This window comes from Pontibacter rugosus (assembly GCF_042678745.1).
Taxonomy (GTDB): Bacteria; Bacteroidota; Bacteroidia; order Cytophagales; family Hymenobacteraceae; genus Pontibacter; species Pontibacter rugosus.
On the sequence record NZ_JBHTLD010000034.1, the window covers coordinates 13,655 to 27,208 of the forward strand.

Consider the following 13,554-nt stretch of genomic DNA (forward strand, 5'->3'; position numbering starts at 1 on the left):
AGCTGCCTCACAGCATTTTATACTTGCTGCTATAGTAGTTTATCCAGCGTGATCGGCAGACTGCGCACGCGTTTACCAGTGGCATGAAAAATAGCGTTGGCAATGGCCGGCGCTACACTCACGATACCGATTTCGCCCAGACCTTTCGCTCCGAGGTTATTCACGATATCATCTTTCTCGTCTAAAAAAATCACCTCTATATCATGCACATCAGCATTCACCGGCACATGGTATTTATCCAGGTCGTGGTTGATGAAGCGGCCATACTTATTATCCATCACCGATTCCTCCTCCAGCGCCGCACCGATGCCCCAAACGACACCGCCCATAATCTGGCTTTTGGCTGTTTTAGGGTTGATGATATTACCGCCTGCAATGCCACTTACCACGCGCGTTACCTTCACCGTTCCAAGGTCTTCATCCACCTTCACCTCCACAAACACAGCAGAGTGTGCATAAGCAGCATACTTACTCTGCTTCTCTTCATCCGGTTCATGGTTCACCTGCTCTTCCAGCGTTTCAGAAAGGATAGATATGATAGCCACGGCTTTAGAGGCATCTTTACGGAGCCTGATCTGTCCGTCTACAAATTCCACATCCTGCTGTTCGGCACCGGCCAAAGGAGAGTTTGGCTGCTTTTGCGCCTGCTCTACAAGCTTCTGCCCTACCTGCTCACAAACGGCTTTTACGGCAGAACCAACTGAGGATACGGTCCAGGAACCGCCTTCCAGCGGCGACTTTGGCAGCGATGAATCACCTAGCAAGAAGGCAACATCATCCAGTGGCAGGCCAAGTGTATCAGCAGCAATCTGCGTCATTACGGTATAGGTTCCTGTACCGATGTCGGCGGTAGCGCAGCTTACCGTTAGCTTGCCATTTGGAGTGAGCACGGCTTTAGCGGCAGCCTTTTTCTGTGTGGCCTCCCATGCGCCGTTGGCTACGCCCCAACCGATCAGGTTGTGGCCTTCGCGCATCGAGCGAGGCTCCTGGCTGCGCTTGCTCCAGCCGAATTTCTCTCCTGCCTGGCGGTAGCACTCGCGCAGCTCTTTGCTGGAGAAGGGTTTGTCTTCGTTGCTGTCTTTTTCGGAGTAGTTCTTCAGGCGGAATTCTACCGGGTCCACACCTACTTTATAAGCCATCTCGTCAATGGCACACTCCAACGCAAAAATTCCTGTGGTGCCGCCCGGTGCGCGCATATCCAGTGGCGTGTATACATCCAGCTCCACCAGTTTGTGACTTACCTTCACGTTTTCGCAATCATACAGCACACCCGGCCAGATGATCACGTCTTCGCTATAATCTTCAAACTTAGAAGTTTCGGCAAAGGCATGATGATGAATGGCTTCCAGCTTACCACCGGATGAAGCTCCTAACGACAGGCGCTGCACTGTTTTAGGCCGATGCCCAAACGTAAACATTTGCTGCCGTGTAAGCACCAGTTGTACAGATCGCTTCAGCTCGCGGGCTGCCAGCACCGCCAGAAACAGCTGATATTGTGGGCGTAAACCAGAGCCGAAGGCTCCCCCCACAAAAGGCGATATCACCCGCACATCTTCCTTCGCCATACCAAAAGCGCCACAGATATATTGCTGGCTGTTCTGCACGCCTTGTATTTTATCATATACTGTCAGCTTTCCGTCTTCTTCCCACACCACCGTAGAGGCGTGCATTTCCATCGGGTTGTGGTGCTCGCTTGGGTGCGAATACTCTACCTCTAGCTGTGCATCGGCATTGGCGAGTGCCTCATCCGGATTACCGCGCGGATCTGGTGGCGGTGTGGATTTATACTTCTTCGGTACGTAAGCATTTTCTATGTTTGCTTCAAAATCAGTATCATGCGCTGTGGTATCATACTCCACCTGTACATACTTGGCAGCATAACGAGCCAGTTCAAAAGTCTCCGCCACAACCAGTGCAATAGGCTGCATGCCAAACTGTATTTCGTTGCTGTAGAGCGGGCGGAACGGCGAACCCGGCGGCGCATCCTGGTCCTGGTAATTTTTGTCACCCCATACATAGCCGGGACGGTTTTCATGCGTAAACACCTCATATACTCCCTCAATGGCAAGTGCTTGGCTGGTGTCTATCTTGGTGATCTTGCCTTTCGCAATGGCACTGTTTATCACAAAGCCGTAGGCCATATCGGGCACATAGAACTCTGCGGCATACTTGGCTTCGCCGGTTACTTTTAGCCTGCCATCTACCCTGCTGGCTGGTTTCCCTATTTGTTTTGAATTCATGATGCTCCCTCCATTTCTAAAGCTTGCTGCAGCGCACGCACGATGGCACGCTTTGCCAGTTCTATTTTAAAATCATTGTCGCCGTAGCCTTTTGCTCCCTCCAGGTATGCTTCCGCTACTTTCTGGAAATTCTCACGGGTAGCAGGCTGGTCTTTTAATAGGGCTTCGGCTTCAGGTTTGCGCCAAGGCTTATGGGCAACTCCACCAAGTGCAATGCGTGCTTCCCGAATGGTATCGCCTTCCACGTCAAGGGCAGCGGCAACCGACACCAGGGCAAAGGCATAAGAGGCGCGGTCGCGGAGCTTGATATAGGTATAATGTTTGGCAAACCCTTTGGCAGGCAAATCAATGGAGGTGATGATCTCGTCAGGTTGCAGGTTGGTGTCGATGTGCGGCGTATCGCCGGGCAGGCGGTGGAACTCCAGCATCGGTATACTTCGCTCGCCGTTCTGGCCTGTTACATTAACGCGTGCATCCAAAGCCGTCAGCGCCACCGCCATATCAGAAGGGTGCGTAGCGATACAGTATTCACTGGTGCCAAGTATAGCCAGGTTGCGGGTATAACCACCTATGGCAGAGCAACCGGAGCCTGGCTCACGTTTGTTGCAAGCCGTTTGGGTATCATAGAAATACTCACAGCGGGTGCGCTGCAGCAGGTTACCACCGTCGGTAGCCATGTTGCGCAGCTGCCCTGTGGCCCCAGCAAGTATGGCATGCGACAGCAACGGATAACGCTTCTCCACCTGCTCATGGTAAGCGGTATCGGCATTCGTTACCAAAGCACCTAGCCTCAAACCACCCTCCTCATTTGCTTTAATGCTATCGAGCGCAATGCGGGTAATATCCACTAAATGGCGCGGGCTCTCCACGTCTATCTTCATCAGGTCGAGCAGGTTGGTGCCTCCGGCTATAAATTTAGCCTGCGGCTGGCTGGTAACCTCGCTCACGGCAGAGGGTACATTCTGTGCGCGGGAATAGGTAAAGCTTCTCATTCGGCTTTGCTCCTTTCCAGTGCTTCCTGCACTACTTTTACGATGTTGTTATAAGCACCGCAGCGGCAGATGTTCCCGCTCATCAGGTCGCGTATATCATCCAGTGTTTTGGCCTTGCCTTCGTTTACTAAACCTACCGCAGAGCAGATTTGCCCCGGTGTGCAGTAACCGCACTGAAAAGCATCATGGTCGATGAAGCCCTGCTGTATCGGGTGCAACTCGCCATCTTTCGCCAAACCTTCGATGGTGGTCACTTCAGAGCCGTCTTTCATCACGGCCAGTGTCAGGCAGGAGTTGATGCGTTTGCCATCCAGCAGCACCGTGCAGGCGCCGCATTGGCCGTGGTCGCAGCCTTTTTTGGTGCCAGTCAGGTGCAGGTCGTTACGCAGCAGGTCAAGTACAGTGGTCCAGGGTTTTACCTGAAGTTGCTTTGTTTCGCCGTTAATGGTTAGTTGGATGGTCTGAGTCGGAGGTAGCCAGGGTGCCTCGTTTTCCCTGCTTTCTGGGGTAGGTTTGTTTTCCATGTCTTATCTGTTAGTGTAGAATTAGCTGACAGCCGCTTAACGGTTTCAGGTGCTTGAGGTAAGTATGTGCTTGTTTAACCTGTAAAGGTGTATCTGCACAAGAATAAATTACCTTCTATGACTATAGATTTTGTAATACGCACCTACTTTATCAGGGTTAAAAACAACCGCTAAAACTGCCATACTTCTTCACTGCCTCTCCATATGTATGACATATAAAGTGCTATGGTACTTATCAAAACTACTACCTGTTACAGTTGCAGGTAAACAAACCAGATCGCTTCTATCCACCTGTCAAATCCAAAAAAATCATCAAATTTGATTATTGTACTTCATGCTTGTATTTACAATCTTCGTGTATTCATACTTAAGAATATTATTGTCCTAATATTTGATTTGCTTATTATCTATGACGAAGGACGTAGTACAGTTTAGCGAGCAGGAATGCCTGATTATTGCTTTTATGGCAGATGGGTATACCAACGGGCAAATTAGCCAGCAACTTAGCTGCAGCGAACCTGCTGTGGAGAAAAGCCTGCAGCACATGATGCAGAAGCTACGCCTGGCTCACCTCTATCAGCTTATATCGTGGGCTTATCTGGAGGGGGTACTTCGTTAAAGTATCAGTTTTAGATCAGGTCGAATGCACGTGCATATTGCGTTAGCTCGAAGGTGGAGCTGGTGCCAAGCTTTCTCTTGATGTTTCGGCGGTGTGTTTCTACAGTAGCCACGGAAATGAAGAGATCATCTCCTGTTTCGCAGGCGCTCTTGCCTAAGGCCCACAGGCGCAGGATCTCCTGCTCGCGGGCTGATAGCTGTTTATACGTGTGCAGGTTTTTACGAAGAAAGTTATTTTCCTCCAGCAGCCTCGATACTTTAGAGGTAACATGATGCAAGGGGTCAATGGGTAAGGCCATTGTAATCGTTAGCAAAGGCGCTTCCTTCTCATCACGCATCAGAATTTTAGTTGTGCTCAGGTACCACGTCCAATCCGGGTTTTCTGTAGTGCGCACCTGCTGAAAAAAAGTCACGATCTCTTCGTCATTGTTTCGCTCGATCAAACCTATAATTTTCGGCACATAGTCTTTGGCATCTTCCGGGTTAAAGAACCTGTAGTTATACTCTCCTCCCAGTTCCTTTATTTCCTGCAGGCTTACCCCTAAAAAGCGTGTACCTCTAGGTGAAATGTACTCAACAGCCATCTCCTTTTGGAAGTTATGGATAATCACAACCCCTGGCAGCTGCTCCGCCACAGCTGCAATCTCAGAGATCTTCAACTGGATTCTTTGCTCCAGGCTTTGTTTTGCAGCAAGAGTTTTGGTTGTTATTTGTTCCATATATCGTTGTTAATCATAGCAATATATAAAATCACCCGTTTTATAACAGAGAAATATTGTATTTCAACAACAATTACTCCCCAACTCGTTACTATTTGTTAATGAGTGTTTTAACACTTATACATATTGGTAATACTGGGCAGAAAAAGGCGTAAAGAACGCAGTAGCTTCTGGTGCTGTGGCTGGCGGCATAGAGAGCAGCCCATTAGCAAGATTCATACTTACCAGATCACCTGAGCCGGAGTTTTCTACAGATTCTAACTGAAACTTTTGTGCGGTTCCGTCCCAAGTTGCTGTAACCAGTCGGTGGTACCAGAAATCCTGCAGGCCCATTATACCTTGCGCATCAGCCACAGGTATAACGGGAAGCGGCAAACCCGTGGAGTACCCGAGCCAGGCCCGGAAGTATAGCAGGTAGCTGACGTAGGTAGACACAGGATTGCCGGGGAAAGCGAACACGCGTTTATCCTCTTTCACGCCAAACCAGAAGGGCTTTCCCGGTCGCTGCTTGATGCCATGAAACACTTTCTCCACCCCCAGCTTTTGCAGGGCATCTGGTATAAAATCATACTTGCCTTTCGATACACCACCAGATAAAAGCAGCACATCATACGTTGCCAGCAGTTGCTTCAAGGTTTGCAGAATCTCCTCCTGCTCATCTTGGATGTGGTAGAGGTCGCCAAGGATGCCGTCTTCCTTCAGCAGGCTTTTCAGGGCATATACATTCGACTTCCGTATCTGGTGCAGTTCCGGTTCTTCGTGCACATCCACCAGTTCATCACCTGTAGAGATCACCGCCACTTTCGGAAGCCGCGCCACCGCTACTTCATACTTGCCAACAGAAGCCAATGTGTTTACGTGTTTTGGCGAAAGCTTTACAGGAGCCCGTAGCAGCACATCACCGGCTTTGGCATCCATCCCCTTGAAATGTATATTCTGCCGTCCCTGCACCTGCGCTGTCTGTAGTATGGCTTCTCCATTTTTAAGCTCCACCTGCTCATACATCACCACGGTGTCAGCACCTGCAGGTACCATGGCCCCGGTCATTACCTCCAGACAGGCCACCGGGTTTTGCAGTTGTTGTTGTGGCGCACCGGCTGCCTGTATACCTTCCATTTTATACTTGGTGATGCCTTGCTTATAAGCTTGATAGTTTATGGCGATGCCATCTTTGGTAGCTCTGTCGAAGGGGGGAAAGTCACGGTCGGCGGTAATGTTTTCCTGTAGTATTCTACCTGCGGCATTCTCCAGGTTTACTTTCTCTGTACCATAGTGCACGCGCAGGCGCTGCATGTGCGCAAAAGCCTCTTCTACTGAAATCATGGGTTAAATTTTTATTCCTAAGCTGTACAGCAACACCAGCCTTACGCCCACATACAGCACCAGCACAGCGGTTAATGATTTGATTACATCCGGTTTGATGATGCCCAACGAGAGCCGGATACCTAACTGCCCGCCTGCAAACACAGCAAGTAAAAGCAGCAACTGCAAAGGCAAATCAGTCGCCAGCGATCCACTAGCCACCAAGCCTCCTATGCCAGAAACAGAATTCGCCAATATAAAAAAGCTGGCCAGGGCTGCAATTTTACGCGGCTCGTCCCAACGCATCAGGTTTAGCACCGGCGACAGGAAAATGCCCCCTCCTATGCCGACCACACCCGATAACAAACCTACGCCGCCACCTAATGCCACGGTGCTGCCAGCAGGGTAGTTCTTCTTTTTAGCTCCCGGAGAGCGCAGTGTTTTTATAAGTAGCAGTATGGCAGAAGCCACTAAAGACAAACCCAAAAGTATAAAGAACACCTGCTGCGACAACTGAAACTGTGCCCCAATAAAAGCCGCTGGTATACTGATAGCTATAAAAGGCAGAAAGCGTTTCCAGTCGATCAGACCGTTTTTGTAGTACAGCAAAACGCTCCCTAGTACCACGGCAATGTTACAAACCAGCGCTGTGGTGCGGATAAACTCAAAATTGGTGTAGAAGATGCTCAGCAGCGCCAGGTAACTGGAGCCACCTCCAAAGCCGATGGAAGAGTACAGTAAAGCGATAAAGAAGAACAGCACAATCAGGAGTAGCGCAAGTGTGGTTGGGTCCATGAGATTTAGCTTTTCATATATACTTTGTAGCAGCTCTGCCCTCGCTTGCGTCCCGCGAGTGTAAGTTATTACTAAGCCTCCGGCTCATAAATATTATACATGCCGTAAGTTTAGCGTCAGCACAAATGTGGCTATACTTGAGGCACGTTTGTAAAGGCGAAAGTATAGTTTTAGCTAAAACTCCAGTTATAAACTGGCTGTATTCTCCACCACCTTTACCGCTGCGCTCAAACTGGCGGTATGTTATGTTTCTAGCTCAGCGCCTCTTTTGCCTGCTCGTAATCTTCAGGGTAATTAGCGTTTACCAGTTCCTGCCCCTGCTTTACCGGTAGTTGTTTGATATCCTGGCTCATCAGAAATTTGCGTGGACACCTGTTGCCATCAGCAGCATAAAGCAGTGCCTGCTCCAGTGCCTCCGGCTCCCAGATAGCTATCAAAGGCTCCAGAAAACCTGATTCTTCGTTATAATAGGCAGTGGCAGGTTTAGCAGCATCACGTGCTTCAATCAGCTTTGTGATAGCCTGATCCGTCAGAAAAGGCAGATCACAGGCTACCACGAGCCAGGCTTTGTCGGGGTAAGCTTTGTGAGCGCTTAGCAGGCTGCGGAATGGCCCTTGGTAGTATTCATCGTCCCAGATGACGGGCTGCTCCTGTGTTTCCTGCTGCTGCTCTGTTCTGAGGCCCAAAAAGGTTTTGGCGCAAAGGTTATCAAGCAGTTGGTAGAGGTAGTCGCGGTGCGGCATACCTTTGTAGTCGAGCAGGCCTTTGTCGGTGCCCATGCGGGTGCTTTTGCCTCCGGCCAATACCAGGCCGTACAGTTCTGCCTTATCCGCCATAGTCGCTCTTCCCTCCTTTTTTATAGTTTAGCTTCAGGTCCGTAATCTCCAGGTCATGCGAGAAAGCCTTGCACATATCGTAAATACAAAGCGCTGCCACAGAGGCTCCAGTCAGGGCTTCCATCTCCACACCTGTTTTGCCATCACACTTTACCGTGCACTCTATCCTGATCTTGTTTTCCTCTGGTGTAATGTCCAGGTTAGTACCGGTAAGCTGCAATGGGTGGCAGAGCGGCAAAATATCCGAGGTTTTCTTGGCCGCCATCAAACCGGCAATAATAGAGGTGTTGATGATGGAGCCTTTGTGCGTCAGAAAATCGTTCTGGCGCAGCATCTGGAACACCTGCTCCGGAAAGTGGATGTAGCACGATGCTTTGGCTATTCTTTTGGTGATGTTCTTATCGCCCACATCCACCATGGATGATTTCTGGGAGATGACTACGTTTTGGTTTTCGTCCATACTTATCCTCCAAGGTATGCCATGGAGTCTTTTACTTGTTTCAGGTTTCGTGTTTCGGCCTCGAAGCCGTTCTTTGCTTTCTGCTGCAGTGCCTCCTGCAGGTTATTGAGTAGCTGCTCATCCGTAAACCCTAACCGCAGTTGGTCGCGCAGGTTCAGGTCGGCAGCCCCGTACAGGCAGGTTCTGAAGTCGCCGTTGGCAGAAAGACGAATGCGGTTACAGGTGCCGCAGAACGTACGGCTAAAGGATGGAATAATGCCCACCTCGCCTTTATAGCCTTTGATGCGGTAATTAAGTGATGTAGAACTTGCCGGGTCCTGTAGTTTTTCCAGCTCGCCGAAATGCTCCTCCAGATTTGCTTTGATGTTGGTGTAATTCCATAGTAACGCCTCCTGCCCCTCCGACTGCGCATTGAAAGGCATCTCTTCCAGGAAACGTACACTAATAGGGTAATTTTTGGTGAGCTGAGCCAGCAGCGGAATATCTTCGATGTTCTGATCCTGCATGACTACGCAGTTGATTTTCACATCAAAACCCTCCTGCATCAGCGTTGTCAGGTTCTGCATCACGCGCTTGTATTCATCGCGACGAGTGATCGTGAAGAAGCGGTTTTCGTCAAGGGTATCGAGGCTGACATTTATACTTCTGATGCCAAGCTGCTTTAGTTTTAGGATGTGCGGACCAATAAGTGTGGCGTTGGTGGTGATGCTGATTTCCGGTGCATTCTCCAGCTTGGTAAGCTTCTCCAGGAATAGCATCAGGTCTTTGCGCACAAAAGGCTCCCCGCCCGTAATCCTTATTTTATCTACACCCTGTGCCGTGAGTATACTGCAGATGCGCAACAGCTCCTCAAACGACAACTCCTCATCTTTTTTACAAAACGGAATTCCCTCTTCGGGCATGCAGTAAAAGCAGCGCAGGTTGCACTTGTCGGTTACGGATAGCCGGAGGTAATTTACCGCTCTGTTGTGTTTGTCTCTCATCATAGGCATCAGGGGTTTTCAGATACCCATACCTGCTTGTTCTCAAAGAATTCCTTCTTCCAGATGGGCACAGTTTGCTTCAGGGTATCGATCATATACTTTGTAGCCGCCATGGCTTCTTTGCGGTGCGGGGCCGAGGCTCCGATCACTACCACCAGGTCACCTACTTTTTTTACGCCTACGGCATGTATTATCAGCGTTTTCAGGAGGCCGAACTCAGCGGTTGCGGCATCGGAAATTTTCTGCATCTCACTAATCGCCATGGCATCGTAAGCTTCATACTCCAGTTGGAATACTTCATCGCCTTGGGTAGCGTTACGTACGGTGCCTAAAAACAGCGAGGTGGCACCAGCACCTTCATCCTGCAGGTGCTCATACGCAGTGTTCAGGTCTATATTGTCTACTATTTTTATCATGCTGCTCATCCTCCGCTTACAGGTGGTATCACTACTATTTCATCCTGCTCGTGTACCTCGTCCTCATCCTGAGCAAAGTTTACGTTTATGGCAATCGCCATACTTGGCAACTGGTTAAACACGGGGTACTCCTGCCTCAGTCTTTCCTTCAGGTCTTTTACGTTGGTGATGTGCTGGGTATTGTTCAGGTAAATGGCTTGCTGCCCCACTAGCTCTTTGGCCATTCCGAAAAGGGTCACTTTCATGTAATTTCGTTACAGTTTATACGTAGTATTTTTGCCTACGACAGGTTCAGAAATGTAATTAATACATCTTCGTGCGGAAGGCAATGCAGTTATTGTAAATCTTTCTCCACCAGTATATATAAGCTCTCCCCTTCGTCTAAAGGCATCTGCCCTTCCAAACTTTTCTGATCGGTCTCCAGCCACTTTTGAGCCACCTCTACCGGAACAAATACCTTTATATGGTTGGCAACAAAAGTAGCTGAAACTTCATCGGCATCTTCGTCTTTCATTAGCGAATAGCTAAGCGTTTGCACCAAAGAGGGGCCCAGCTGCGAGGTAGTCACTACTTTTCCGTCGTGGTTAAACTGCTCTAATTCCTGCTGTGTTAAGCTTAATTTAATATTGTTTTCTTTTAATCTGATCTTCATGTAAGTGATATTTTAGGAAAGATGTCAGATATAGCATTTATAAAACCAATGCTCCAAATATACATTGTTACTGCTTGACATAGTACGTGTACCAAGCCAACCAAGGTTGCTACTCCAGAAAAAGCCCTTGTTTGCCTGACTTGCGTCTCCTACACCCAAGTAATTCGGTTGCAACAAGTATACTGCTGAAGGTCTACAGCAGTTTTGCACTCCTACTATATCCGCCAATGATTTGCTACGGCTTTATACTTAGGTTTAAAGCTTTTGCAGCTTAATGTGTATCTTTACAACATGGATTTTGTTACAATAGATTTTGAAACGGCTACGCCACAGCGCGACAGCCCGTGTGAGATAGGATTAACCGTTGTAGAGGGCCTGAAGATAGTAGAAACGAAGTCCTGGCTGATAAAGCCGCTCTACTACCCGCATTTTAACCCAATCAATGTGGCGGTACATGGTATTACGCCTGCCGATGTAAAAAACCAACCGGATTTCAGGGAGCTTTGGCCAAGTATACAGCCATACCTGGAGGGGCGATTTCTGATAGCCCACAACGCTAGTTTTGATTTCAGTGTGCTGCGTAAAACATTGGCTACCTATCAACTTCCATTGCCAAATACGCGCTTTGCCTGCAGCCTCAAGTTCTCTAAAAGCATTTGGCAGGGCTTGCCTAAGTATGACCTAAAATCGCTTTGCAACATGCACCGGATAAACTTTCTGCACCACCGTGCCGCCTCTGATGCCCATGCCTGTGCTGCCCTAACTTTAAAAGCACTTGCACATACAGGAACCAGGGCTGAAGAAGAATTTGCTGTAAAGATGCTGACCCAGATCAGCCACCTTAGTTAATCAGAGCAAGTATAAATTTAGATAAGCATGCAGCACACCCGCGATAAAGACGCCATTCTACAGCTAACCAACAAAATTCTGCCCAAGCTGGCAGAGCGTATACATGCCAATTTATCGGCCGTTACCCCACTTTTTGAAGATTACAAACTCGAAAAAGTAACTGATACCTGGACAAAGGACCCGCATGCAGATGATGACACTGAAATAAGTATAGAAAACGGCAACGTGCAGCAAGTAGGGTTGAAACTGCGACTGGAGGGCTTTAACAGAGCCGGTGCCGATGCTTTCGATCTGAATAAAAACCTGATTTTTAAGCTGGAATTGTATGACTACAGCGTAGGATCTGGCACGGGAAATAGCTGGCTAGAGAAGCCATACTTAGAAAACTGGTCTGATAGTGAAGTTGACGAGATAGCAGTGAATTGGGTTGAAGAGCTGATTGAGGAGATTACACAGCGTGTAGCGGGTATAGGGGAGTAAGTCGCCCTACCTGTCATAAGCTTTTACCACTGCCGACAAATTATGTATGGTCTGCGCAAGATGGATGTTAGTGTAGTGGTGGGTAAGCTGCTTTTGATATCACTCCTGTTATTGCGGAAGTATAACACATACTCCTGCACGCTTCAAACCGGCGCTCATGTTGATGGGTTACGAAAAAAACTGCCTCACTCTCAGGTATAGACTTAACCAAAAAGTGGTTACGCTTCAGCTGATAAATAAGTATAACTTTAAGCCTTACTTCGCCGGCAGCTCCAGCACAAACTCTTTACCCGAGGGCACTGTGAGGTCATAGCTTTTGACCCAAGGATTGTAAAGTCGAAGCGTTTTGTAATTAGTGCCTTGCGCTAAAGCAAAGGCTGGCAGGTCATCGATAGAACTAGTGATGGTGACGGAGCGGGTTGGCAAAGGATTATATCCTTGTTCCTCGCTAAAGTTAAAGCCATACTTGGTTGGGTTGCCCAGCACTTCTTTCAGCGCCAGAATCCGGAACATGTAGCGGGACGTTTCATCGTTGAGGTACAGGTCATAATACGATGTAACGCCTTGCTTTTCCAGTGCCCTATCAAGGCCACCCATACCACGGTTATAGGAGGCGGCGGCATTCGTCCAGGTGCCAAAACGCTTTTTAGCTGACTTAAGGTAACGGCAGGCAGCAAGGGTAGCCTTCTCTACATGAAAGCGCTCATCTACTTCATTATTTACAATCATACCATATCCACGAGCCGTATCGGGCATCAACTGCCAAAAGCCTGATGCCCCGGCAGGTGAAGTTACCTGACTGAAAAGACTTTCTGCCAAAGCCAGGTAGACAAAATCCTCTGGTACTTCATTCTCCCGCAGCAGGCGCTTAATAGTAGGCATATAACGCTGCATGCGCTTTAAGCCCAGCAACGTACCGGAATGGTAATAGGTGTTGGAAAGCAGTTCACGATCCAGGCGTTCTGCCACGTCTGGTATTTCAAGAGGTACCTGCTCACCGGCAAAAGACATGGAGGCGGGCAAGGCAGGAGAAGCAAAACCAATTTTCACAGCTTCGGCGCCTGGTTCAGAAATTGGAGCTATGTGCGGCTGCTGACTGCAAAACTGCATTGCCAAAACAACTACTCCCGTGCCCCATACATATCGCCAAACTTGCTGTGCCATGTTATCCTCCTTCTCTTTATTTATGCTATCTATACTAAAGCTAAAGTATTATTCAGCTCCCCATTCCCTTAAATTTAAGAAAAATGAATCAGGATGTCAGGCATAAATTACCTAACCTTAATTTACACCTTTACCTCTGCCAATCCTACATAAGCGCCCTATGCCCCTTCTTTTCATAGAACGAGGAGCTGAGCGGTCAGGTATACTTGCTAACCAAAGAAAGTGGGGTTTCATTTCAAAAAGATGAGGTAATACGGTATTTATCTTTTGAGTTACTTCTATAAAACCACTGATTTCTATCCTCTATCCTCAAAGCTCTGCGTAAACTATAGAGCATGTTTAAAATTTATACTTTGAGTTTAAAAGCTTGTAAAGAAACCTGGCAAAGCAGCTTTCGCTTGCAAAAAAGAAATGTAAACATCCTTTAAGCTCGACTTTAGCATTTTTATAAAAAGATAGAACTCACCAAGAAGAGGTAAGGTTAAGATTGTGACCAAACAAATCTTTCCATGTCCAGCTTTCCC

16 protein-coding genes are annotated in these 13,554 nt (G+C 48.3%); 3 read left to right on the forward strand and 13 right to left on the reverse strand.

What is annotated here, in order from left to right; all coding sequences use genetic code 11:
* Positions 1–29: 29 nt before the first annotated feature.
* From ACFQ2O_RS05835 to ACFQ2O_RS05845, 3 genes are read right to left on the reverse strand one after another with little or no spacing between them, the layout of a single operon-like run.
* Complete coding sequence (locus tag ACFQ2O_RS05835) at positions 30–2,240, reverse strand: xanthine dehydrogenase family protein molybdopterin-binding subunit (protein WP_377523862.1); 2,211 nt, start codon at positions 2,238–2,240, stop codon at positions 30–32.
* Positions 2,237–3,232 (reverse strand): FAD binding domain-containing protein, encoded by a 996-nt coding sequence (locus tag ACFQ2O_RS05840; protein ID WP_377523865.1) that lies wholly within the window; start codon positions 3,230–3,232, stop codon positions 2,237–2,239. The genes ACFQ2O_RS05835 and ACFQ2O_RS05840 overlap by 4 nt, the downstream gene beginning before the upstream one ends.
* Positions 3,229–3,756 carry a (2Fe-2S)-binding protein gene (locus tag ACFQ2O_RS05845; RefSeq protein WP_377523869.1) on the reverse strand — a complete coding sequence of 176 codons (528 nt, stop codon included), beginning with the start codon at positions 3,754–3,756 and terminating at the stop codon, positions 3,229–3,231. Before ACFQ2O_RS05845 ends, ACFQ2O_RS05840 begins: the two co-directional genes overlap by 4 nt.
* Before the next feature lie 409 nt (positions 3,757–4,165).
* Between ACFQ2O_RS05845 and ACFQ2O_RS05850 the strand changes: the two genes are divergently transcribed.
* Positions 4,166–4,375 carry a helix-turn-helix domain-containing protein gene (locus tag ACFQ2O_RS05850; RefSeq protein ID WP_377523872.1) on the forward strand — a complete coding sequence of 70 codons (210 nt, stop codon included), beginning with the start codon at positions 4,166–4,168 and terminating at the stop codon, positions 4,373–4,375.
* A gap of 10 nt (positions 4,376–4,385) precedes the next feature.
* On the opposite strand, the gene ACFQ2O_RS05855 is transcribed toward ACFQ2O_RS05850, so the two are convergent.
* The 9 genes from ACFQ2O_RS05855 to ACFQ2O_RS05895 form a co-directional block, all read right to left on the reverse strand.
* Positions 4,386–5,093 carry a helix-turn-helix transcriptional regulator gene (locus ACFQ2O_RS05855; RefSeq protein WP_377523875.1) on the reverse strand — a complete coding sequence of 236 codons (708 nt, stop codon included), beginning with the start codon at positions 5,091–5,093 and terminating at the stop codon, positions 4,386–4,388.
* Positions 5,094–5,210: 117 nt separating this feature from the next.
* Positions 5,211–6,416, reverse strand: coding sequence for a molybdopterin molybdotransferase MoeA (locus tag ACFQ2O_RS05860; protein ID WP_377523879.1), 1,206 nt, complete (start codon positions 6,414–6,416; stop codon positions 5,211–5,213).
* 3 nt (positions 6,417–6,419) lie between these two features.
* Positions 6,420–7,190: a sulfite exporter TauE/SafE family protein gene (locus ACFQ2O_RS05865; protein ID WP_377523882.1), complete on the reverse strand. Its 771-nt coding sequence runs from the start codon at positions 7,188–7,190 to the stop codon at positions 6,420–6,422.
* 251 nt (positions 7,191–7,441) lie between these two features.
* Positions 7,442–8,026, reverse strand: a complete 585-nt coding sequence (gene mobA, locus ACFQ2O_RS05870) for a molybdenum cofactor guanylyltransferase (protein WP_377523885.1) — start codon at positions 8,024–8,026, stop codon at positions 7,442–7,444.
* Entirely contained in the window at positions 8,016–8,486 is a 471-nt protein-coding gene (gene moaC, locus ACFQ2O_RS05875; RefSeq protein WP_377523888.1) for a cyclic pyranopterin monophosphate synthase MoaC, read from the reverse strand. The genes mobA and moaC overlap by 11 nt, the downstream gene beginning before the upstream one ends.
* 2 nt (positions 8,487–8,488) lie before the next feature.
* A complete protein-coding gene (moaA, locus tag ACFQ2O_RS05880) occupies positions 8,489–9,472 on the reverse strand; it encodes a GTP 3',8-cyclase MoaA (protein WP_377523891.1) in 984 nt (327 codons plus the stop codon).
* A gap of 5 nt (positions 9,473–9,477) precedes the next feature.
* On the reverse strand, positions 9,478–9,885 hold the full coding sequence (locus ACFQ2O_RS05885) for a molybdenum cofactor biosynthesis protein MoaE (protein ID WP_377523894.1): 408 nt from the start codon (positions 9,883–9,885) through the stop codon (positions 9,478–9,480).
* A gap of 5 nt (positions 9,886–9,890) precedes the next feature.
* On the reverse strand, positions 9,891–10,130 hold the full coding sequence (locus tag ACFQ2O_RS05890) for a MoaD/ThiS family protein (protein WP_377523897.1): 240 nt from the start codon (positions 10,128–10,130) through the stop codon (positions 9,891–9,893).
* 89 nt (positions 10,131–10,219) lie between these two features.
* Positions 10,220–10,537 (reverse strand): DUF7009 family protein, encoded by a 318-nt coding sequence (locus tag ACFQ2O_RS05895; RefSeq protein ID WP_377523901.1) that lies wholly within the window; start codon positions 10,535–10,537, stop codon positions 10,220–10,222.
* A 291-nt stretch (positions 10,538–10,828) separates the two neighbouring features.
* On the opposite strand from ACFQ2O_RS05895, the gene ACFQ2O_RS05900 reads away from it, so the two are divergent.
* Entirely contained in the window at positions 10,829–11,386 is a 558-nt protein-coding gene (locus tag ACFQ2O_RS05900) for a 3'-5' exonuclease (protein WP_377523904.1), read from the forward strand.
* A gap of 27 nt (positions 11,387–11,413) precedes the next feature.
* Entirely contained in the window at positions 11,414–11,866 is a 453-nt protein-coding gene (locus ACFQ2O_RS05905) for a hypothetical protein (protein ID WP_377523907.1), read from the forward strand.
* Positions 11,867–12,121: 255 nt separating this feature from the next.
* On the opposite strand, the gene ACFQ2O_RS05910 is transcribed toward ACFQ2O_RS05905, so the two are convergent.
* The gene (locus ACFQ2O_RS05910; RefSeq protein WP_377523910.1) at positions 12,122–13,030 is read right to left on the reverse strand and encodes a lytic transglycosylase domain-containing protein; all 909 of its coding nucleotides are present in this window, start codon (positions 13,028–13,030) and stop codon (positions 12,122–12,124) included.
* Between the last annotated feature and the right edge of the window lie 524 nt (positions 13,031–13,554).

Coding starts and splice junctions, on each gene's coding strand:
- ACFQ2O_RS05905 (WP_377523907.1), top strand. CDS start 11,414: ATGCAGCACACCCGCGATAAAGACGCCATTCTACAGCTAACCAACAAA.
- moaC (WP_377523888.1), bottom strand. CDS start 8,486: ATGGACGAAAACCAAAACGTAGTCATCTCCCAGAAATCATCCATGGTG.
- ACFQ2O_RS05900 (WP_377523904.1), top strand. CDS start 10,829: ATGGATTTTGTTACAATAGATTTTGAAACGGCTACGCCACAGCGCGAC.
- ACFQ2O_RS05910 (WP_377523910.1), bottom strand. CDS start 13,030: ATGGCACAGCAAGTTTGGCGATATGTATGGGGCACGGGAGTAGTTGTT.
- ACFQ2O_RS05845 (WP_377523869.1), bottom strand. CDS start 3,756: ATGGAAAACAAACCTACCCCAGAAAGCAGGGAAAACGAGGCACCCTGG.
- ACFQ2O_RS05895 (WP_377523901.1), bottom strand. CDS start 10,537: ATGAAGATCAGATTAAAAGAAAACAATATTAAATTAAGCTTAACACAG.
- ACFQ2O_RS05885 (WP_377523894.1), bottom strand. CDS start 9,885: ATGATAAAAATAGTAGACAATATAGACCTGAACACTGCGTATGAGCAC.
- ACFQ2O_RS05860 (WP_377523879.1), bottom strand. CDS start 6,416: ATGATTTCAGTAGAAGAGGCTTTTGCGCACATGCAGCGCCTGCGCGTG.
- ACFQ2O_RS05840 (WP_377523865.1), bottom strand. CDS start 3,232: ATGAGAAGCTTTACCTATTCCCGCGCACAGAATGTACCCTCTGCCGTG.
- ACFQ2O_RS05850 (WP_377523872.1), top strand. CDS start 4,166: ATGACGAAGGACGTAGTACAGTTTAGCGAGCAGGAATGCCTGATTATT.
- ACFQ2O_RS05865 (WP_377523882.1), bottom strand. CDS start 7,190: ATGGACCCAACCACACTTGCGCTACTCCTGATTGTGCTGTTCTTCTTT.
- mobA (WP_377523885.1), bottom strand. CDS start 8,026: ATGGCGGATAAGGCAGAACTGTACGGCCTGGTATTGGCCGGAGGCAAA.
- ACFQ2O_RS05835 (WP_377523862.1), bottom strand. CDS start 2,240: ATGAATTCAAAACAAATAGGGAAACCAGCCAGCAGGGTAGATGGCAGG.
- ACFQ2O_RS05855 (WP_377523875.1), bottom strand. CDS start 5,093: ATGGAACAAATAACAACCAAAACTCTTGCTGCAAAACAAAGCCTGGAG.
- moaA (WP_377523891.1), bottom strand. CDS start 9,472: ATGATGAGAGACAAACACAACAGAGCGGTAAATTACCTCCGGCTATCC.
- ACFQ2O_RS05890 (WP_377523897.1), bottom strand. CDS start 10,130: ATGAAAGTGACCCTTTTCGGAATGGCCAAAGAGCTAGTGGGGCAGCAA.